The 21,222-nt window shown below is 42.4% G+C and carries 18 protein-coding genes and 1 tRNA gene; 10 read left to right on the top strand and 9 right to left on the bottom strand.

The window, feature by feature from the left end; all coding sequences use genetic code 11:
* Nucleotides 1-118 precede the first annotated feature (118 nt).
* Nucleotides 119-2,530, top strand: coding sequence for a phenylalanine--tRNA ligase subunit beta (pheT, locus tag H6F42_RS18855; RefSeq protein WP_190400925.1), 2,412 nt, complete (start codon nucleotides 119-121; stop codon nucleotides 2,528-2,530).
* A 65-nt stretch (nucleotides 2,531-2,595) separates the two neighbouring features.
* On the opposite strand, the gene H6F42_RS18860 is transcribed toward pheT, so the two are convergent.
* From H6F42_RS18860 to H6F42_RS18880, 5 genes are all read right to left on the bottom strand, one after another.
* A complete protein-coding gene (locus H6F42_RS18860) occupies nucleotides 2,596-3,219 on the bottom strand; it encodes a Vat family streptogramin A O-acetyltransferase (RefSeq protein ID WP_190400926.1) in 624 nt (207 codons plus the stop codon).
* Between the two features lie 34 nt (nucleotides 3,220-3,253).
* Nucleotides 3,254-3,628 (bottom strand): STAS domain-containing protein, encoded by a 375-nt coding sequence (locus H6F42_RS18865; RefSeq protein ID WP_190400927.1) that lies wholly within the window; start codon nucleotides 3,626-3,628, stop codon nucleotides 3,254-3,256.
* A 272-nt stretch (nucleotides 3,629-3,900) separates the two neighbouring features.
* On the bottom strand, nucleotides 3,901-6,258 hold the full coding sequence (locus H6F42_RS18870) for a SpoIIE family protein phosphatase (RefSeq protein ID WP_242018522.1): 2,358 nt from the start codon (nucleotides 6,256-6,258) through the stop codon (nucleotides 3,901-3,903).
* 323 nt (nucleotides 6,259-6,581) lie between these two features.
* Nucleotides 6,582-7,802, bottom strand: coding sequence for an exonuclease subunit SbcD (gene sbcD, locus H6F42_RS18875; RefSeq protein WP_242018523.1), 1,221 nt, complete (start codon nucleotides 7,800-7,802; stop codon nucleotides 6,582-6,584).
* Between the two features lies 1 nt (nucleotide 7,803).
* Nucleotides 7,804-8,733, bottom strand: a complete 930-nt coding sequence (locus H6F42_RS18880) for an alpha/beta fold hydrolase (protein ID WP_190400929.1) — start codon at nucleotides 8,731-8,733, stop codon at nucleotides 7,804-7,806.
* A gap of 346 nt (nucleotides 8,734-9,079) precedes the next feature.
* On the opposite strand from H6F42_RS18880, the gene H6F42_RS18885 reads away from it, so the two are divergent.
* Nucleotides 9,080-9,160 (top strand) — tRNA-Leu (locus H6F42_RS18885).
* 517 nt (nucleotides 9,161-9,677) lie between these two features.
* Here the strand turns inward: H6F42_RS18885 and mazG are convergent.
* Nucleotides 9,678-10,490, bottom strand: coding sequence for a nucleoside triphosphate pyrophosphohydrolase (gene mazG, locus H6F42_RS18890; RefSeq protein ID WP_190400930.1), 813 nt, complete (start codon nucleotides 10,488-10,490; stop codon nucleotides 9,678-9,680).
* 113 nt (nucleotides 10,491-10,603) lie between these two features.
* Here mazG and H6F42_RS18895 point away from each other — a divergent pair, with 113 nt between their 5' ends.
* The 6 genes from H6F42_RS18895 (at nucleotide 10,604) to H6F42_RS18920 (ending at nucleotide 15,320) form a co-directional block, all read left to right on the top strand.
* Complete coding sequence (locus H6F42_RS18895) at nucleotides 10,604-10,921, top strand: DUF2605 domain-containing protein (RefSeq protein WP_190400931.1); 318 nt, start codon at nucleotides 10,604-10,606, stop codon at nucleotides 10,919-10,921.
* Between the two features lie 119 nt (nucleotides 10,922-11,040).
* Nucleotides 11,041-11,319: a DUF2973 domain-containing protein gene (locus H6F42_RS18900; RefSeq protein ID WP_190400932.1), complete on the top strand. Its 279-nt coding sequence runs from the start codon at nucleotides 11,041-11,043 to the stop codon at nucleotides 11,317-11,319.
* 9 nt (nucleotides 11,320-11,328) lie between these two features.
* A complete protein-coding gene (locus H6F42_RS18905; protein WP_190400933.1) occupies nucleotides 11,329-11,712 on the top strand; it encodes a DUF1636 domain-containing protein in 384 nt (127 codons plus the stop codon).
* 219 nt (nucleotides 11,713-11,931) lie between these two features.
* The gene (locus tag H6F42_RS18910; protein ID WP_190400934.1) at nucleotides 11,932-12,492 is read left to right on the top strand and encodes a fasciclin domain-containing protein; all 561 of its coding nucleotides are present in this window, start codon (nucleotides 11,932-11,934) and stop codon (nucleotides 12,490-12,492) included.
* Between the two features lie 474 nt (nucleotides 12,493-12,966).
* Nucleotides 12,967-14,037: a response regulator gene (locus H6F42_RS18915; protein WP_190400935.1), complete on the top strand. Its 1,071-nt coding sequence runs from the start codon at nucleotides 12,967-12,969 to the stop codon at nucleotides 14,035-14,037.
* A gap of 152 nt (nucleotides 14,038-14,189) precedes the next feature.
* On the top strand, nucleotides 14,190-15,320 hold the full coding sequence (locus tag H6F42_RS18920; RefSeq protein WP_190400936.1) for an endonuclease NucS domain-containing protein: 1,131 nt from the start codon (nucleotides 14,190-14,192) through the stop codon (nucleotides 15,318-15,320).
* A gap of 113 nt (nucleotides 15,321-15,433) precedes the next feature.
* Here the strand turns inward: H6F42_RS18920 and H6F42_RS18925 are convergent, their stop codons facing one another.
* Complete coding sequence (locus tag H6F42_RS18925) at nucleotides 15,434-17,491, bottom strand: FHA domain-containing protein (RefSeq protein WP_190400937.1); 2,058 nt, start codon at nucleotides 17,489-17,491, stop codon at nucleotides 15,434-15,436.
* 170 nt (nucleotides 17,492-17,661) lie between these two features.
* Nucleotides 17,662-18,147 carry an FHA domain-containing protein gene (locus H6F42_RS18930; protein WP_190400938.1) on the bottom strand — a complete coding sequence of 162 codons (486 nt, stop codon included), beginning with the start codon at nucleotides 18,145-18,147 and terminating at the stop codon, nucleotides 17,662-17,664.
* Between the two features lie 254 nt (nucleotides 18,148-18,401).
* Between H6F42_RS18930 and H6F42_RS18935 the strand changes: the two genes are divergently transcribed.
* A complete protein-coding gene (locus H6F42_RS18935; protein ID WP_190400939.1) occupies nucleotides 18,402-18,827 on the top strand; it encodes a hypothetical protein in 426 nt (141 codons plus the stop codon).
* 443 nt (nucleotides 18,828-19,270) lie between these two features.
* Complete coding sequence (locus H6F42_RS18940) at nucleotides 19,271-19,861, top strand: DUF3177 family protein (protein WP_190400940.1); 591 nt, start codon at nucleotides 19,271-19,273, stop codon at nucleotides 19,859-19,861.
* A 168-nt stretch (nucleotides 19,862-20,029) separates the two neighbouring features.
* Here the strand turns inward: H6F42_RS18940 and H6F42_RS18945 are convergent, their stop codons facing one another.
* A complete protein-coding gene (locus H6F42_RS18945; protein ID WP_190400941.1) occupies nucleotides 20,030-20,977 on the bottom strand; it encodes an NAD(+) kinase in 948 nt (315 codons plus the stop codon).
* Between the last annotated feature and the right edge of the window lie 245 nt (nucleotides 20,978-21,222).

Raw genomic sequence — 21,222 nt, forward strand, 5'->3', positions numbered from 1 at the left:
GGTAGGATTTCAGAACCTTGGGCTATAGCGAGAAATATAGTTAGTAAGTTTGCAGTGCGGATTTTGCTAAACTACTATAACCTGAATATTTCTTAACACTTTTCCTTAGAAACTTCCAATGCGTATCTCTTTGAATTGGCTCCGCGAACTTGTTGACTGCGATCTCTCGCCCCAAGAGCTAGAAGAAAAACTAACGATGGCAGGCTTTGAAGTGGAGTCCATCGAAGACCGCAGAACATGGGCTGAGGGCGTAGTCGTTGGTCATATCCTCACCGCCGATCGCCACCCTAATGCCGATAAATTACAGGTATGTAAAGTTGATATTGGCGCACCTGAACCCTTGCAAATCGTCTGTGGTGCGGCAAATGCTAGACAGGGCTTATTTGTGCCTGTAGCCACAGTTGGGACTTATTTACCCACCATTGACTTAAAATTGCGCCCCACCAAGCTGCGGGGTGAGCGTTCTGAAGGGATGATCTGCTCCCTCGCTGAAATTGGCTTAGCCAAAGAATCAAGCGGCATCCATGAATTTCCTGAGGGCTTAACCGTGGGTGCAGATGTGCGCCCATTACTGGGGCTGGATGATGCCATCCTTGATGTGACCTCGACCGCCAACCGTGCCGATGCTCTGAGTATGGTGGGAATTGCCCGTGAAGTAGCGGCGCTAATTGGCAAAGAGGTGCGTTTACCCCTAGCCACTCAAGATTTTCAGCCCAAAACAGCAAGCTGGGTGATCGTCGAAGATCCAAAATCCTGTCCCGCCTATATCGGTACTTTAATCAAAGGCGTAAAGGTTGCAACCTCTCCTGAATGGCTCAAGCGTCGTGTGGAAGCCGCAGGAATGCGATCTATTAACAATATTGTTGATATTACTAATTACATCCTCTTGGAATGGGGACAGCCGCTCCATGCCTTTGATGCAGATACTTTAGACAAGGATCTTAAGATCGGGGTGCGATTTGCTAAGGCTGGCGAAAAAATCAAAACCCTTGACGATACCGATCGCAGTCTCACCAGTCAAAACTTCTTGATTACGTCGGGCGACAAACCGATCGCGATCGCAGGGGTGATGGGTGGCGCAGAAACCGAAGTTTCCGAAAAAACAATCAATATTGTTTTAGAAGCGGCTCTATTTACACAAGTCACTACAAGGCGATCGGCTCGCGCTCAAGGCTTACGCACTGAGGCTTCAGCACGCTATGAACGGGGTGTGAATCAGGCGGCGATCGAGTCGGCTACCGCCAAGGCAATCCAAATGATTGTGGAACTTGCGGGTGGAGAAGTGATTGAGCAAAGTATTGCTGATGCACGTTCTCAGGAAGTGCGGGGGATTGAGTTGCGCTTGACCAAAGTTTGGCAAGTCCTTGGTGAAGTCGATCGCGAAGATGAAGGCGTATTGCCTCTCCTTTCAGAAGTAGAAGTTGAGCAAACCCTCAAGGTCTTGTCCTTTGAACTGGAAAAGCAACCAATCGAAGAAGGTAGCTATGCCACTTGGAAAGTAACCGTTCCTCCCTATCGCTATGCGGACATTGAGCGGGAAATTGATCTCGTCGAAGAGATTGCGCGGATCTATGGCTATGACAAATTTGTAGAAACTCTTCCTGCCAGAACCGAGTTTGGATTCCTCTCTGCTGATCAAGAGGGTGGTCGGATGATTCGGGCAGCATTTCGTGCGGTGGGCTTAACGGAAGTGATGCATATGTCTTTATGTAGTCCCACTGAATCGCATCAAGTAAAAATCAATAATCCCGTTGCGATCGAGTATGGAGCTTTGCGCGGTGATTTGCTCACCAATTTGATTGATGCTTGCGCCTTTAATATCAATCAAGGTAATGGTATCTTGAATGGCTTTGAGATTGGGCGCGTGTTCTGGCTCGATGAAGCAGGTAGCGATGAAACCGATCGCATTGCAGGTATTTTTGGCGGCGATCCGACTGTGGGCGCATGGCAGCATGATTCCAAACCTCTGAATTTCTATGAAGCGAAGGGACTGCTAGATTCCGTTTTCCACAGTCTCTCGGTAACTGTGGAATATCAACCCGATCAGAAGGATGAACGCTTACACCCCGGACGCACCGCTTCCCTGTGGATTTCAGGTGAACGCCTCGGTACATTTGGTCAACTCCATCCACAACTACGGGCGGAGAAAGAACTTCCTGATGAGATTTATGTGTTTGAGTTAGATTTCTACACCTTGCTCGATGCGATGATGAAGAAGTCGATTCCTACTTTTCAGTCATTCTCGACCTATCCCAGTAGCGATCGCGATATTGCCTTTTTCGCACCCTTGAAGTTCACAGTTGCCGATATTCAGCGATCGATTACTCATGTGGGCGGCGAGTTGCTCGATTCGGTCACGCTCTTCGATCAATACATCGGTAAAGGTGTTCCCGAAGGTTCGCGCAGTCTTGCTTTCAGACTTGTTTATCGAGCCAGCGATCGCACGCTCACTGATGCCGACATTAACCCCGTTCATCAGAAAGTACGCGATTTACTGGAAGAGAAGTTCCAAGCAACCTTGAGAAGTTAAGCTGAGAGATCCCCTAACAGTGTTGTGTCGCAACACTGTTAGGGGATTTGTAGCGTGGGAGCAAATTAAGTGCTAGTCTGTAAAGCTTCAATGTCAGCGCTGACAATTCGATCTAGATTTCTGGTGATTTTTTCAACATCCCAGTTCCACCATGCAATTTCGAGTAACTGCGCGATCGCGCGATCGTCAAATCGCTGGCGAATAACTGTAGTAGGATTACCACCGACAATGGCATAGGGCGGCACATCTTTAGTAACTACAGATTTAGCAGCAATAATCGCGCCATCACCAATCTTCACTCCAGCCATAATCACCGCTTCGTAGCCAATCCACACATCATTCCCCACGACCGTATCACCTTTATAGGGAAATTCCAGATTTTGTGGTTGCCAGTCTCGCCAAAAAATTTGAAATGGATAAGTAGAAATACCAGCCATACTATGATTTGCACCATTCATGATAAATTTCACACCCCTTGCGATCGCGCAAAATTTACCGATAATCAACTTGTCGCCGATGAAAGGAAAGTGATATAGAACGTTACGTTCAAAATTCTCAGAATCCTCTGGATCGTCGTAATAGGTGTAATCACCAATGATGATATTGGGATTGGAAATCGTGTTTTGAATAAAACAAACTTGAGCAAATCCTTCCATCGGATGGGGATTCTGTGGGTCGGGATAATTCATAACAATTTATAGAAATAGAGATAGAAATCGCAATCTAGTCACTCTCGCTGTCTATGTTTGACTGCATAACTGTTAAATATGCGTCTAACTCTTCGGCATTGGCAAATACTTCCGAAATTGGTACAGCCTTAACAATATCAAATACTTTTTTTACTTGAGGAGTGAGGTTAGTAAAGAACACCTTGCCCTCTCTAGCTTTGAGGGTTTTACGAGCCTTAGCAAATATCCGCAGTCCTGCGCTCGAAACAAAACTCAAGCTTTGAAGATTAAAAATTAGAGTTTGAATATTAGCATTTAAGCTACTTTGAATAGATTGATCCAAATCATTAGCTGTGGATGTATCCAGTTGTCCATCCAATGTCAAGGTCAAAGAGTTAGTTGTGTTTTCAATAAAAATTTGTAAAGGCATATATTTATCACTTACTTAGGACTCACAACAGATTAAAACAAATTTCCATGGTGGTATGGCAGTTCTAAAGTATTTGTTAATTTTTGGTATAAGTCCGAAGAATAATTGGGGCGCTTCGCGCCCCAATTATTCTCATAAGGTTTAATAAAGCCTGTTTAGGCTTTGTATAGTACTGATAAATGATAAAAAAGCTTGCTTCGCAAGCTTTTTTATCATTTATCAGGGTTTTCAGAAATCATCAAGCGCTTTACCTAAGCAAAAATTGCTATAGGTTAGCGCAAGTTTGTTAATACAGACAGAACGTTATGCTCATCACGATAAGCGTAGTCCACTTGATCAGATAATTCTTGCACTAGATAAAAGCCAAATCCTCCTAGCGATCGTTCATCATCGTCTTTGTCTAAATCAGGTGGAACAAGTTCTAAGGGATTAAAAGGTTTTCCACTATCCGTAAAAGTCATTTTTAAAGCCTCTTTATCGACCTCAATTCTCAGATCAACATGACCATCATTACGATGATCATATCCATACTCAATGATATTAACTAAAACTTCTTCGGCAATTAACTGAGCATCTTCAATTAATTCCACAGATATCTCGGACTCTTGGAGAATATTGCCAAGATTTTGTTTTACCTCTGCTAGAGCCGTTAATTCACTATTAATTGTTAAATTCCATTGCATAACATTTGCTACCTGCAAAAAAGGGTTAGATGGTAGATATTGCAAGGCTAAAAGAGTCATATCATCCGACTGCGGGGCATCGGCAACAAATTGCTGACAAAAGTGTTGAACTGTTCGCACAGCTTTGGCAGGATTTGATGGAGGATAGGAAGCCATCATTTCTAGTAAACGAGTATCTGTAAAAAATTCCCCCTCCGCATTCATCGCTTCCGTAATGCCATCGGTATAAAGTAGCAGTAAATCATTGGGGAGCAACGTAAATTTATGCTCCTCGAAGATGATGTCATCATAAAGACCCAGAGGCGGCATCGTCTCTAGTTCTAGATAATGCACATGCTCATTTCTGACCAAAATAGGTGCATCATGCCCTCCACTAGTATAGGTCAATTGACCGCTATTCAGTTCCAGAATGCCACAAAAGACAGTTACAAATAAACATTCTTCATTGTCTGCACATAGCTCTTGATTAACATTACTGAGAATCTCTTGAGGGGTGCTACATTCCCTCGCTAGAGTCCGAATCAACGTAATCGTCCTTGCCATTTGTAAAGCCGAAGGAAAGCCTTTATCGGCAACATCTCCAATAATCAGGCATAGGCGATCGCTTCCCAACAAAAAGAAATCATATAGGTCACCACCTACGATCCGCGCTGGTTTGAGAATTGCGGAAATGTCATAGGATGAATTCGGTTTGCTAACTCCACTGATGCGTGGAAGCATCGTACGCTGAATTTGGGCGGCGATAGAGAGTTCGCTTTCTAACTTCTGTTTAGCCGCCGAAGTCTCTTGTAAGTTTTTAATATGCAGTTGCAAAGAATCCCGCATACGTCGAAATGATTGAGTGAGTCTTCCCACTTCATCCTCAGAAGTTACTTCGGGTAAATCCGCCAAGAGATTCCCCTTAGCCATTTCTTCTGTACTATTATTCAAGGCTCGCAGCGTTCTAGTCGTTAACTGGGAAATGAAGGTAATCACCACACACATTAGCAACATATCCTTGGACATGGAGAGGATCATTAACCAAATATATTTTTGTTGATATTCCTCTAATTTAGAAGCAGGAAAAGCTATGCCAATCAGCCCGACGATATCTACAGATTTGGTAATGAGGATGCCTTGAGTATCGATTTTGGTATTAACTAATTCTCTATTTGCGGAGTTGGTATTTGCATTCTGAGTAAGTCTTAATTGGATTTGCTCAGGATTATTCGGTTTGAGTAGCCATGGCTGATTGGAGTCTGGAGATTCAAGCATTATAAAGGGACTCCCCAATGCGAGATAATGAGTCTCCTCCGAATTAGCGAACTGTTGATAGAGGAGCGTTGGCATCCAATCCAAATTTACATCGATCGCTAAATAACTTTGATTGTTTTTTTGTTCTTGACGAGGATTTTGGAGGGAATCGGGTTCTTTATTAGTTAAAGGAATACAGTAAGTCAGCCCTGTTAGCTCTCCATTACTACTGTATGGCTTTGACCAAAAAGGCTCTTGCCGATCGCCTTGACAGCGATTTTGCCAAATATTCTGATCACTAACTAAAGTGCTGAACTGACTTTGTCTGTCATAAATCCAACCACTCACTGAGTTTGCCTTTGGACTTGTAGCATTTACTAAAGCAATGGCTCTTACCTGTGGCTGTTTTTCGAGTAACTGTTTGAGGGAAGTGTTTAGGCGATCGTTAGTCACCACAGCGCTAATCCTAGGTTCCTCTTGAGTCAGAGATTGCCTTACTAAAATCGCTCTCCGTTCGATTTCCAGCAATTTCTCTGAGATTTCATGAGAAGCATTGTCAATTCGGGACTGGGCAAGATCGATTAACCAACTTCCTACAGTTTTTTGAATGATTTGACGACCTTGCCAATAGGAGAATCCATAAATAGCGATCGCTGCGACCACGCAGCCAAAGATTAACCGATGCGTAATACTTTTGAACTGAAATCTAGGCATAGAAATACTTTTCATATTTATCTAGCTAGCCCTCTGTAATTTAGCAATAATTTAAGCACATCAGCATATTTCCCGCCCAGTTATGCCAAATGAAGAAATGGCGTAGCCATTTCTTCATTTGGCATAACTGGGTTTGTTTTTTAAATCACAAAAGTGTTGCCACACTTTCGTGATTTGGTATCATGCCAAATTATAGTGATCGTCACTTCCCCCCCAAAAGCGAGTTGCGGCGCGAAGCGCCGCAACTCGCTTCTGGTATTAAGATAACTGTTAGCCGAAAAATAACATATTGAAATAATTGCTTTGCAATTATTTCAATATGCTTAATTGGGTACTTCGCTAAACTCTATATACAACTCTTTAAAAGCAGTAATTACTTCAGGAGTCAAGTTTTTTTCTCGATCGCTATAAAACTTTTGAAACTCAGCGATCGGATCAAAGCGATCATAATCCTTCGGATCAAGAACCTGTGCGGATTCATTGATGATTAGCTTTGGCTCGACCATTACTGCTTGCGGACAAACTTTTCGCACCCGATCCGCGAGTCCGATGGGCGGCGTATCCACAGCGATCGCAAATTTCAAATAGCCTTCATAATCTCGATGAGCTTCTAGATGCTCATCTAGTTGATCTAAATGACATTCCACGCGCTTGAGTGGTTTATGGCAGGTGAGTGGCTGAAATTGTACTTTTGCAGGTCGCCCAGTTTCCACTTCAATTAAGTTAAATCCTTTCTCTTCGCCCACTTCCCCAAAATCCACTTGAATTAGAGAGCCAGCATAATAGGTCGGCGCAGCATTAGGAATTTGCTGTGGTCGATGGATATGTCCTAAGCCGACATATTGGCATTCCGAAGGAATCGATTGTCCTGACAAGCTGTAAACATCACCACTATAAAAAGCAGCCTCAGAACCTGTAAACTTCGCTCCCTCAATAGTCATGTGCGCCATCATCACATTTACTGCATCGGTTTTAAAAGCTTTAGCAAGATCTTGAAGAACAAAGGTGACTAGGCTTTTATAATCACTTCGCTGTTCTAAAGCATCTTTATTCCAGACATCCTCGGCTGCTAATAACTTGCGTTCGGAGGCAAAGGGCATCGCGCCGATGCAAAGTTTACCGCTCGCAGTTTCCAGATTGACAACACCCCCTTCTTCCGCAATTCTGGGACGACCTAAAGCCCTCACTCCTGCAAGGGATAGCAAATGGGCAAGACTATCAATGCGATTAGCAGAATCATGGTTTCCTGCGATCGCTACTGAGGGAATGCTTAACTGATTGAGCTTATAGAAAAAATCATAGGCAACCCGTTCTGCATCCGTTGTAGGGTTTGGTACATCAAAGATATCGCCTGATATGAGGACTGCATCCACTTCATATTCTTTTGCATATTTAAGAATTTCGTCTAGGGCTAAGGCAATTTCAGGAGTGCGATCGACTCCTTTTAACTTTCTACCCAAATGCCAATCGGAAGTATGTAATAAACGCATTACTCTAGAGTGATTGATTAGGAATGAAGTATCGTGCGAAGCACGATACTTCATTTTACAACTTAAAAAAGCTCCGAATGGAGTTTAAATATAGCGGCTCATTGGTGGAAGCATTATTATTATGTCCACCATTGGGAATAAGCACAATTTGCTTCCTCGTAGGAGTTGCTTCATATAATCTCTGACCCATCGTAGGTGGAATTAACTCATCTGCTGTGCCGTGAATATAGAGAACAGGAACTTTTATCGATCGCACTTTACTAAGAGAATCAAAGCGCTGATGGATCAGAGCATCAATCGGAAAAACGCGATATTTAGGATCAAGGGATGCCATCTCACTCATCGAAGTAAAAGAGGCATCAACAATCATTCCCATCGCATCAGGATGCTTATTAGCGAGATCGATCGCGATCGCCCCACCGAGGGAATGTCCATAAATTAAGATTTGATTTGGTTTAAATCCCTTTTGAATCAAATAGTCCCAAGCCGTTTGAGCATCTACATATACAGAGGATTCTGTCGGAAAACCACCTTCACTTCGACCATAACCACGGTAATCAATCACTAATACCGAGAAACCCATTCGCATTAGTCGATTTGCGTGCTTAGCATTGGCACTAATATTTTTGCCCTTACCATGCAGATATAAAATTACCCTGCGATCGCCTAGATTGCCAGCCTCTTCTTGCTTCGCGTTCGGCAACCACCAGCCATGAATATTTTCGCTTGTGCCATCAGCTTTGCTCACGGGGATTAACACATCCTCATACTTAGCGTTAAATTTGGCAGGAGTAGTTGTAATTTCTGGCTCTGGCGAAAAAATTAATCTTGTTTGTCCAAACCATAACCCTGCACATACCGAGCCGTAAAAACTGGCGAGCGCAATTCCAGCGATCGCCAAAGGTTTGACCCAAGGTTTAGAGAGGCGATTTTGGTTGGTCTGCTCCTGTGTATTTAGCTTTTCTTCTAGAGATGTTTCAGACATTGGGGCTTAAACTCCTGTCAGTAAGTTTTTAGAACCACAAGAGATATTACTGATATCTTTAAGTAGCTAAGCGCAATTAAATATAAAACCCTAAACTCTGTGGCGCACGCGCAGCGTGCGCCACAGAGTTTAGCCTTGTTTTTTAATCATGCTCAGCTACTTATATAGCAATTTGTCGCCAAGTGTATCAGGACATCGTCTCAAAAGAGAGTAGCGAGCGATCCTCTCAACACTAAGACAGCAGAGCGACGTTTCGTGTTGCCAACTTATCTGGGTGTTGAGATTAGAAAACATCTTGCGTATTTGCGTCATTGCTGTAATATAGTAAAGCACTTAAAAAGTGATAGCGGTCATGGTGGAATGGTAGACACGCCATCTTGAGGTGGTGGTGGCGAAAGCTGTGAGAGTTCGAGTCTCTCTGACCGCATTAAAACGCATTAATAAAAAAGGACGCTTCGCGTCCTTTTTTATTGGTCTTTAATTCGCAAAAGTGTTGTCACATTTTTGCGAATTAAAAATCAAATTCCGCAAGGTTTTTCAAAGCTATAGCAATGTAAGTTTTGCTTAAAACCCCAAAAGCAAGTGGCGGCACTTAGCGCCGCCACTTGCTTTTAGGGTTTTGGTTTGTACTGGCTAACTCTTGCTTTGCTATAAAAATGGCGCAGCCATTTTTATCTTTAGTATTATTTTTGTAGTAGCCTTGAATCTGATCCCATCGCATATCTACAAAGTTCATGTCCCGCCAAGTCAATTGCAAGGAAGAATGCACAAACGGCTGTATTCTTGGGGATCAATGTCCCCATTTAGAATATCTGGCTAAGACTAGAAAGTTTTTAGCAGAAAACTCCCTTGAGAAATTTATCGAAATATCAGATTCGCGGTTTTTACCACCAGACCCGCCTGCTAAATAAATGCAAAGGAACTGCAAAGCAGTTCCCTTGCATTTATTTAGCTAGTTTTTCTTTAGCCATCTTCCAAAGCTGATCTAACTCCTCAGTTGTAAAGCTGCTAATTGGGCGATCGCTTAAAGTCTCAATCGTTTCTAAGCGCTGAATAAACTTGCGATTAGTAGACTGCAACGCCTTTGAAGGATCGAGATCGTACCAACGCGCCACATTAATTAAAGTAAATAGCAAATCCCCTAGCTCAGCCTGTTGATTTTCCTTCGGCTCATGCTCTAGGGCATGGCGCAACTCATCTAGCTCCTCATGAAATTTCGCCCAAACTCCATCCGCGTCCTCCCATTCAAATCCTTGAGCGGCAGCTTTTTGAGAAATTTTCATGCCAGCCATTAATGGCGGTAGCGATCGCGCATAGCGTTTGAGCTTATAGCTTAGTTTTTGAGTTTCTGCTAAATCCTCACCCTTTTCTTCAGCCTTGATTCTTTCCCAATTTTGATGGATTTCCTCCATATTTTCAGCTTTCACCTCACCAAAAACATGGGGATGACGACGGATTAACTTTTGGGCGATGCCCTCCGCCACCTCAGCGATCGAAAAATGATTACCCTCGCTGGCTATTTGGGACTGCAAAACTACTTGCATCAATAAATCGCCTAGCTCCTCCGCGATCGCCTGACGATCGCCACTTTGAATTGCATCAACAACCTCATAGGCTTCTTCAATCACATAGGGAATCAAGCTTTCAGGAGTTTGTTCTAAATCCCAAGGACATCCATCATCAGGCGATCGTAACTTCGCCACCACCTCGATCAAATGTTGGAGCGCTGCTAAGTTCGCCGCAGAATTAAAACTCATAAGATTTGTTTAATGTTAAGAAAAGTAACAAAATGCTATAGTACTCTGTATAAAAACAACTGCATTTAACAAACTATACATAGCGCTGATATTGCTGCTTACGATTTACCCCCATGAGTAATACTGCCAGTCCTGATCCTGAAATGCTCAGACAGCTTCTAGAGCCACTGCTAGAAGACTTTAACTATTGGTTTGGACGCTCCAAGAAACTGCTTTCCAGCGAACGAATCGATTTCTTGACCGAGACTGAACAGCATGGCTTACTCGAACGAGTGGAAAATGCTCTGAAAGAGGTAAGTGTATCAACCTCATTATTTCAGGCGACAGGTCATCAAGTGGGTGTAGATATGGCAACGATGAAACCTTGGCATACACTACTTATGGAATGCCAAGCCGTAGGAATGCGCTACTATCGTAATCAAGCACCTTAAAAGTACTAGTCTTAACTCGTTTGTTGAGATGTACTTACTACAATCTCCAATTTTTATAAAAATTCTATTTAAGCCTTCCTCCGTCCACTATAGTTTATATATTTTTTAGGAAAGCAGACATGGTACAGATCCTCTACATACTCGCTTTTACCATCCTCTCGATCTTTGCGATTAGCAATCTTATTCGTAGCATGATTTCTCTTTCACAAAATGAGGCACGTAGTTATCAAGATAATCGCACTCGCCGCGTAGCGCCACAGTTTGCCCATCCTGAGCTATGGGACAAGGATGGCAAATATATTGACGAACCTTTGATGGTTATTAAGTCTATTAATGTAGATGATGCCCGATCAAGACTTGATGCTTTATATAATTCTTCGCCTAGTAATGATAAATAAAAGGTAAGAATGACCCATAGTCTTTTAGTCTGTACCTCCTGTGCTAGCACTTGGCAAAATGGCAAAAAGGTGGGAGTTAGTGGCGGCGAAATTTTGCTCCGAGAGCTATCTCAATTGCATCAAGATTGGGACAAGCGATCGCAATTTGAAATTCGGGCAGTTTCTTGCATGAGTGCTTGTAGTCATGCTTGCGTGGTTACTTTTGCCTCGGAGGGCAAATACTCCTATTTGTTTGGAGATTTGCCGAGTGATCGCGAAAATATGGCTAACACGGCTTCGGCGATCTTGTCTTGTGCCGAAACCTACGGCGATCGCCCCGATGGTCTACTTGCATGGAAAGAACGTCCTGAACCTTTAAAAAGTGGCGTGATTGCCCGTATCCCACCTCTATAGCTACATCACCAAATAAGAGAATAGAGGCGTTTTGCGCCTCCATTCTCTTATTTGGTTTAAATTGGGCGATCGCTAAATAAGCCGTAGGATAGATATTTAGATATTTGGCAGATTTAGCAATCCGCGATACTGACAACCTAAATAATTAATGTATTATTAAGATTAAGCAACAAAACTTAGCTAATCTTTAATATTTTCTACGAGAAAATGCAAAAATCTATGAATTTCTTGATCAAATCTGCTAGCGTTGCGATCGCAACAACAACCCTTCTAATCAGCCAACCTGTTTTAGCTAATGACCATCACTCGACAACTCCAAGTACTTCCAAAACTACTAAAGTTGTAGCAACAACCAAAGACAACATCGTTCAAGTTGCTGTTGCTAATGGCTCATTTAAAACCCTTGTTGCTGCTGTTAAGGCTGCTGGGCTAGTAGATACTCTCTCAAGTAAAGGTCCTTTCACAGTATTTGCTCCTACGGATGCCGCATTTGCCAAGCTACCCCCTGGAACTGTAGAAAATCTCCTCAAGCCAGAAAACAAAGCTGCTTTAGTTAAGTTTTTGACCTACCACGTAGTTGGAGGCAAGGCTATTGCTGCAAAGAGTATTAAAGCGGGATCTACTCTAGTTAAAACCGTTGATGGTGGTTCAGTTAAAGTCACCAAGACCAGCAAAGGTGTTGTAATTGACAACTCCAAAGTTATTACTGCTGATGTACCCGCTAGCAATGGGGTTATTCATGTAATTGATTCTGTATTGCTACCCCCAGACTTGCAATAAGTAAAAATTTTCAGATTGGTAACGGTCTATTTGAGTATCTCTAGCAAAGCAAGAGTTAGTCAGTACAAACCAAAACCCAAAAATCGAGTTGCAGCGCGAAGCGCTGCAATTCGATTTTTGGGTTTTATGCTTTAAGCAAAACTTACATTGCTATAAAATAGGGCTTTGGATTGCATTGTAGGCATCATCCAAAGCCCTATTTTATTATCGTTGTTGCCATTACAAAGGAACGTATAGCTGAGTATTCACTTGCATTAAACTCAAGAAGCGAGTGGCGGCGCTTTGCGCCGCCACTCGCTTCTTGGTTAACAAGACTGGCTATAGCTATACAAAAAGGCGATCGCTATATAATTAGCAAGAGTTTTGCTAAAAAAGCTTTAAAATCAGGGAGCGCGAAGAAATTCTGATAATGTAAGCAGACCGATCTACATAACCGATCTACATAAAAGACAAAACTCAAATTTGTAATACCTCATGCAAGGCACGCTCAGAGAAATTGATGTACAGACTATTATTCACCTAATTGAGTTTGGGCAAAGAACTGGTGAATTATTGATTGAGTCCAGTGAAGGTAAATTCTGGTTTTTGTTTTTTCACAATGGGGAATTGATCTACGCCACTGATACCGACAGTAATTTGACGAGATTGCGTGATTATTTGCATGGTTTAGGGCTAGATCATGCCCTTGATCAATTAGCTACCTCAAAACTTGGAATCAATGTCCTCGAGTACGGACAGATTTGGGCGTTGCTGGAATCAAAGATTTTAAATCCCTGTCAAGCAAAAGCAATCCTTGAAAGTACGATTCTGGAAGTCCTCTTTGATGTGCTGGGCTTGTACCAAGGCACATTTGTTTTTGAAATTAGTCCTGCCTTAACCCCCAAGCTATCCACGCTTAAATTTTCGGAAATCAGCGCCCACCATTTTCGGCAGTTACAACAGTGGAAATATTTTTATCCAATTATTCAATCTATTAATCAATGCCCGATCCTTTGGTCAAATGATGCTTTGCCCCATTTGAGTAAGTGGATTGATGGCAAGACCAGTATTCGTCAATTGTGTAGGTATTCAGGACAAAGTATATTGACGATTGGACAAGCCCTTTATGATGCGATCGCGGCGGGGGAAGTGTCAATTCCACCCCTAACGCTTAAAGTGCCGCAGGAAGTAAAAGTCAAATCTCCGAAAATTTTGTGTATTGATGACAGTGTGACCATTGGGCGGGCGGTGGAATATATTCTGCATAATCATGGCTATCAAGTTATGTCGATTTCTAGTCCGATCAAGGCTTTAAGTTTAATTTTTCAGCAAAAGCCCGATCTGGTTTTATGCGACATCGCTATGCCTGAGTTAGATGGCTATGAGCTATGCGCCATGCTTCGTAAATCTAGTGTTTTTGCGAAGGTTCCGATTATTATGTTGACGGGCAAGGATGGCTTCATCGATCGCGTAAAAGCTCGGATGGTGGGCGCAACCGAATATTTAACTAAACCCTTTGGCGAAAAAGAATTACTAACAACGGTAGAAAAATACAGCAAGCGTTAAGGGCTAAGGAGATCGCTTTTAATCAGATAAGAATTACGGTGTGTTATTTTTCAGTATTGCCTTTTTAATATCTATGCAAGTAGAGGGCGATCGTAACCATCTCACTCAAGCAAACTGATAAAAATCTTGTTAGTAGATTTATTGACTATAAAATGACTAATCAGGATAGTCCGATTTTACCTAGATTTCGTATTTATGGGGGGAGTGCAGAGTTTGAAACTGAACGACATCTTGAATGGTTCTTTTGGTATACGGTTCTTCCCAAAATCGGACTAAAACCACTAAAAAGTCAACACACTTGCAGAGAGGGAATTTGTGACATATTGGCGAAAGGAAATCAGAATCAACTCGTCATTGTAGAGTTGAAAAATGTCGAAGATTCTCATGTTATTGAACAAATTACTGCATATTTCGATGCCCTTATCGAAGAGAAGCCCTTTAGTGAACAAATTGACTACACTAAATCTATTGAGCTATACACTGTTTGTCCAACCTATAGGAATCGCACCGTAACAACATTAAAACACCACAAACTTAAATTTACCCTCTTTTCCTATGCAGTAAAAAGTAGCAATCAAGGCTTTATATTTACATTGTATGAATGGCTCACAAATATAGAAATAGCCAAAATAGACATCCCAATAGCTGTTGAAATTGCACCTACACTTAATTTGCCTGATCCTCCAAAAGCTTTTGTTAATCTTTTAGGGAATTGTTCAGAATGTGAAAAAATATGGGCTATTGAAATTCGTGATCAGATTTATCAATTTGCTCAATCTTTAAACTATAAAATTTATGAGAAGCCATATGGTAAATGGGTTCGGTTTGAAAGAAACAAACAAAATCCTATCGCTGAGATAGGTTGGGAAAACAAGAGAGAAAGTCTTGTGGTTTATTTATGGCTTCCCTTTATGACTGTTAATGGGCAATGTAATATGAGGAGAGATAGCTACAAAAGAACTGCCATGATGAGACTTTGGATAGATGATGGCATTGTTCGATATGTTGGCTATATAGAAAATCAGAGAAAAAGTTGGCTGGTTGTTACAGATGAAGAAATCCAAAAAGGCAAATTTACTAAACCTGTAAAATTACAGAGAAAAGGTCTGAGTGCTTACTGGAAAGGTCTAGCAATGCCCACAGATATTTATCTTGATCTAATGGGATTTACTCCTCGTTCTCATTCTCTAAATTCTTTTGTAGAGTTATCACTTGAACATTCGTTGCAAAGGCTAACTAAAAGTCGCCAGAAGACTATTATTGAGGTAGAACCTGATTTTTAGCGATCGCTTTTACTTAACATATTCAAATTTAGCTAAAATCTCATAAGCCAAGTATTTGTTTAACACCATCACTAATCCCAGTCTAACCAATGACAGTAAATCCTGTGAGTTAGTTAATTGGGAGCTTGGTTGGTTAACCATTTAAACCATTGTTCTAGAGAACTCCATCCATTCAAATAATGTAATTGTGGCGCATGGGCGGCGACCAAACTATCGACCGATCGCAAAGCGGCGAATTGTAAACCTAAAAAGCTATCGACGGCGGCGTAAGAGTTGCCTAAAGTTGCGGCTCCCGATGCATAGACCCGACCCGCACCATTCCGCAGTTCAGTTATTTCAAAATCATTGCTGACATTCAATCTGCCTAGTCCATTAACGGGAATGTTATAGCAATCTAGTAAATCGGCAAATAAAGGATTAGTATGCACCTTGGCATCTAAACCCGTTGCATCAATAATAAAATCTGCCGTTAATTGCAAAAGCCCTTCCATTTGACGCGGACGAATATAGGTGGCAGTACGCTGATCGCTTAATTGGTCGACCTTTTCCACATCGCCAAAGGTAATTTGATACCAACCTTCATTTAAGCCAGTTTGGACAATCCGTTTCCAGTCATGGCGATCGGCGGTAGTTGTGCCGCCCCAATCCTTGAGCAAGGCTTGACGCGTTTCGGGATCAGCTTCTTCGAGAACTTCCCGTAAGTCTCCGCCCCAACAAGCTTTTGGCCAGTTGAAAGGCTGAAATTCATAATGATTTTCGACGGTGCGGTGGGCGCGTCCGTGGATATTGCCTTGAGATTTAGGCGATCGCATTAAATGTAAGAGACTAATTTTTTGCTGTGGCGATCGCTGGCGCACTTCGTAAATACGCTGCACAATCCGTGAAGCCACAATGCCGCGCCCCCGAATTAGGACAGTGCCACCATATTTCTCCAAATGCTCATAAATATGTTCATGTTCCTCATAGCCATTTACGACGCTCTGAAAGTCTTCCGTTTGACTGCGATAGGCTTGCAGATCTGGCAAAAACTGAATGGCAGCATAGCCCATTGCTAAATGTAGATACTGAGCGATCAAAAAGGCATGATTGCCTTGACCGAGGGAATAGGCGATCGCATAGCGTCCATCGTTAGTTTTGCGAATGGAGCGCACCCTGCCATAGCGATAGATTTTGTCCCAACCGATGCGACTTGCTTCGCGATCGATGGAATCAAACACATTTCCCGAGCGCGGGGTGTAGGTCTCCGCAAGATCGGGTTCTGCAAAAACTTGCCAGATATACTTAAGCGCTGCATCTAGCTTGCCGCGAGTAAAGTCATGCCAAGCTTCGCGCCATGCGTAACTCGGAAATCCCCAAATATTGTCAGGGCAGGAATCGGAATTGGAGCGCAATCTTTCATGTAAGGGAATTTGGGAATTGAGGCAGAGCCGTTTATATCGCGCATAGGGTTGTGGCTCCAGTCCGAGAGCGACAATCTGCTCAGCAGCTACTCCAAAAATCCGTAGATAGTCCGCCCAAATATAACTCCCTAATCCACCCCCGATCGCGCCATAGGTAGTTTCATAGACAGGTAATCCTGTGTTGTGGAGAGATTGCACTTCCAAGGTAGGCAATTGAAAAAATTCTGGTGGAAAAGCGATGACATTTTGGGAGACATTTCCTGCATTGACTGATTGTGAAGGAGGAGGATTTGTATTTGTCTGGGGTAAACCTGTTTCAGAACTAAATAGAATTGTGGGAGTTGAAGCAGGCGGAATAAACGTATTACTTTGATTGTTTGGATTGTTTTGAGAACCTGTAATAATTGTTTGGCTAGTGGAAGGTAAGTCAAACGAGATGGTGACTTCATAGCGCCCAAACGTCAGGCGATCGCCACTTCCTAAAACTTTGTGTAATTCTGCGCTCCGTTCGACTAAAGAGCCATTCACCAGCACCCCGTTGGTACTATTTTGGTCAATCACTACCACCTTTCCTTGGTGATACATCAGCAAGGCATGGTATCGGGATACTGAGCGATCGCTTAGCACCAATGGCGATACTTGATTGCTATCTAGACTTGTTGGCAAGGAGTTTTGATCTTTACCAATGGCGATCGGTAAGCTCAATTGCAAAGACTGAGGTTGATTCGTATTGATTTCCAGCCAGCTTAATTGGACAAGGCTCTGCATCATTTTCTCCCGCCGTAAAATTAGCAATGTTGTGCCAAGAACAACGTTGTGCCAAGAACAACATTGCTAATTTTACGGCTTATTTAAACCCAAAAGAGAATCGACGCTTTGCGCCACCCTTCTATTTTGGGAAAGAGAGAGGCGACGCTTTGCGTCGCCTCTCTCTTGGGGTTTTAATGTGGTGGCAAAATGCTGCTAGCCGCACCTGCTAGGGAAGTTCCACACCAAGGACATACGAGAGTAATTTTTTCGTAGGACGAAATCTTGGCACATTTGAAATTGGGGCATTGCAGACCATAGACAGGATTGTTGCCATGAATTGTAATGGGCGGATTGATCTCAATAGGCGAGATCTGTATTTGGGTGACTTGTAGGAGTTGCTGCCCTAAAGCGATCGCACTATTGTTTTGTAATTCTATTTCTCCTTGCTCCAAGCGATGACCATCGACTATGGGCGGATTGGACTCACGCATATTTCTAATCCAAAAGCTCTGCTTTTGCGGATCGAAATAAATCACGACATGCAAGCCTGATACGGTGGGATGGGATAAAACTAAATCACATCGAGCGGGATCGCGACCAATTCTGGCGATCGCTAGCTCAACTTTAGAGCTTTTCTTAACTCCAGATTCCACCCATTCCAGTGTCAATTCTGCCATATTCGCTCTCAATGCTTAAGCTTAATATATAGCAGAGATAGCATCTCTTCGAGTGCAAAGCGCGTTAATGTAACGTAATACATTAATCATCAAAATGATGGGCTAAGCGATCGCTAGTCCGTCCTACTCCCTTCCCACCCAAGAATTAGCTATGCGGCGCGAAGCGCCGCATAGCTAATTCTTGGGTTTTAATGTCTCTTTTTAGACTGGGAAGGGAGTAAGATTAATTAAAAATTTACTAATTAACGATCTCCATGACTCCTACATTAATTGGAAGATGGCAAACTCGTCTCTTACTTTTAGGTACATTAGGCGTAATTGTGACCATTCCCTTTAGTCTCAGTGGAGATAGCTTGTATTTTCAAATCTTGCTATCGGTCGCCTTTTTAGGATGTATTTGGGATATTGGCTATAACTTCTTGCAAACCCTGCGATGGGATCGAGATTGGTCGGCACTTTTACAATTAGCAGCAGGTATATGGGAAGCAATTTTTATTTATTTTCCCTTTAAGTTTCTAATTAGAGATCTCTTAAAACTTAACTGGCTGAGTTCAGAAATTCCCCTAGATAAATTTTTATGGCATTACTGCTGCGTGTGGTTAGCAGTATTTATAGCTTCACAAACGATCATGCGAGTAATTTTTCCGCGTTGGCGATTTCTAGGAGGTCAATGGTTTTAGTTTCTGCTTTAGAGAATGGCGACGTTTTGCGCCGACATTCTCTAAAGCAGATTTACGTTTCCTTCAAAACCTCTATGGCTAGGGCAATACAAAAGCAGAAAGGGAGTACTTAACACTCCCTTTCTGCTTTTATAGGCTATTTAGCTGATGTAAGAATCAGATTTATTTGAGAAGCTACCTATAGCAACATAGATGTTTCGTTAAGCCCATTTAAAGCGAGTTTTGAACTTACAAGTTTGATTCTCGCTATTTTTGTTGCTTGTTTAGAATTGAAATTATTTCTAATTAAGTTTCAACAAGTTACTACTTCTTCTTGAACTCAAAGAAATATTAATCTCAGAACCCAGTAGTTTGATTTATTTAGGATAGCTGAACTTTGCTTATTTATAGCAGGTTAGTATAGTACCATAAAATGGAAGATCTGGTCAGAATTTTTTGCTTTTATGGATGCAACCCTTACTCGTCAACTTGTATGGCTAGACTATCGCTTAGCTCTGCTATTTTTAGTTTTTGTTCCCTTTGGATTGTTATGCTGGGCTTTGCGAACTAATGTCGAAGCAATCAAGCGATCGCTACTTTTATATTGGCGAGTTGCAAGTCTGCTATTGATTACTATTTATTTAGCGATTGGTAGTTTAGGCATATCTTTTATTTCTGGGATTGTTGCTCAGCTTTTAATTGTTTTGGCACTTTGGTTTTGGCAAGACTTAAATGAAGATATCGAAGCATCTCGCAAAAGTATCCAACCAATTTACTTAGGATGGCGTTGGGCAACTACTATTTATTGTGGTTTAAGTATTGCTTTTCGACTTCTATTTGCAAATTGTGCTTTTAAAAGTGCTGAACAACTTAGCGATGTGTGTCAAATTTGGTTCGAGCCGCCCTTGAGTTTGGCTACGACTTTCCATAATGGAGTACCTGTAGAAACTTTGGCATTTGCAGGTGCGGTTGGTGGAATTGTATATGTCTTATATTTATTCTTCTTCCTTGCCTTTAGCCTACCGAAAAGCGGTCGCATTGCTTTTCGAGACTGAAAACAGAAGAGGCTGTGCTGCTAGCACAGCCTCTTTGATCAAATCTTGCCTTTAGCCTAGCGAAAAGCGATCGCATTGCTTTCAAGACTAAAAAAAGAAGAGGCAGTGCTAGAAACTGTCTCCTTGATAAACGCCTAGAGTAAAATTGCGGCACGAAGCGCCGCAATTTTACTCTAGGCGTTTGTTTTGGCTTCGATATTGATTGGGATAGCGAACCCTTGCGCCCGCCCATAGGAGCTTTTGTCTTAGAGCTTGATAATAGGAATAGTCTTCTCGTAAAACAATAAAATGTGCGTGATAATCTGACATTCTGATATCGACTCTCTGCCCCGGAAAGATAGAAGTAGCAATCACACCATCTGTCCATAGCTTCAAACTAAAGTCATCGTTTGACAAAGTCCAGATACTAACTGTTAATTTCGGGGGGATCACGATCGCCCGACTCGAAAGGCTCAAGGGGCAAATAGGCGTAATGGCGATCGCGTGCATTCCTGAATGCACGATGGGACCATTTGCCGCTACTGTGTAAGACGTTGAGCCTGTGGGCGTTGCCACAATCAGCCCATCGCCATGATATTGATCGACCACTTCTCCATCAATTTCTAGCTCTAGGGATGCGGTGACCATGCGATCGGGAGAAGCTGGCTTGACGCACATCTCGTTTAAACAGAAAAAAGGTCCACTGGGTTGCCCTAACCTACTACCTAAGCCTTCATCAACATTGATCACCTTTGCCTCTAGCATCATTCTTTGCTCGATCGCAAAGTGATCGGATAACAGCCTTTCCCAAATTTCGCGAGTATTTTCACAATCCTCCATAGAATGGGTCAGAAAACCTAAATGTCCACCCACATTAATTGCCAAGATTGGTACACCCAATTTGGCTAAATACCTCGCTGCGCCTAGGGTTGCCCCATCACCACCCAATACCACAGCAAGATCAATTTCTTGATGCATGGATTCGAGAAATACAGGATAGGGATTGTCACTTGCTCCTGTTGGACCAATTAATACTTTGACCCCAAGTTCTTCTAACTCGCCGCTACATCGTTCCGCCCAGTTTTTGCCAATTTGGCTACCTGACTTATATGCAATTATGGCTTTACAAATCTTCACGAATGCCTCTTAAGTTGGGGTGTGTGATTAGGGGGGTGCAGGAAACCAAAAAACGATTTATTGTGGCACGGCTTTGTCGAGCCTAAATCTAAATTGCAAAATATTTCGTAACCACTGAGCTATAGGCGATAGGTTACATTAACGCATCACCTATAGCCCATAATAAAACCCCATAAAGAGTATCGACGCGATCGCGCCGTACTCTCTTCCTCTGAATTAAGGGTTTTAAAAAGACAAAATGGCTA

This window comes from Pseudanabaena sp. FACHB-1998 (assembly GCF_014696355.1).
Classification (GTDB): Bacteria; Cyanobacteriota; Cyanobacteriia; order Pseudanabaenales; family Pseudanabaenaceae; genus Pseudanabaena.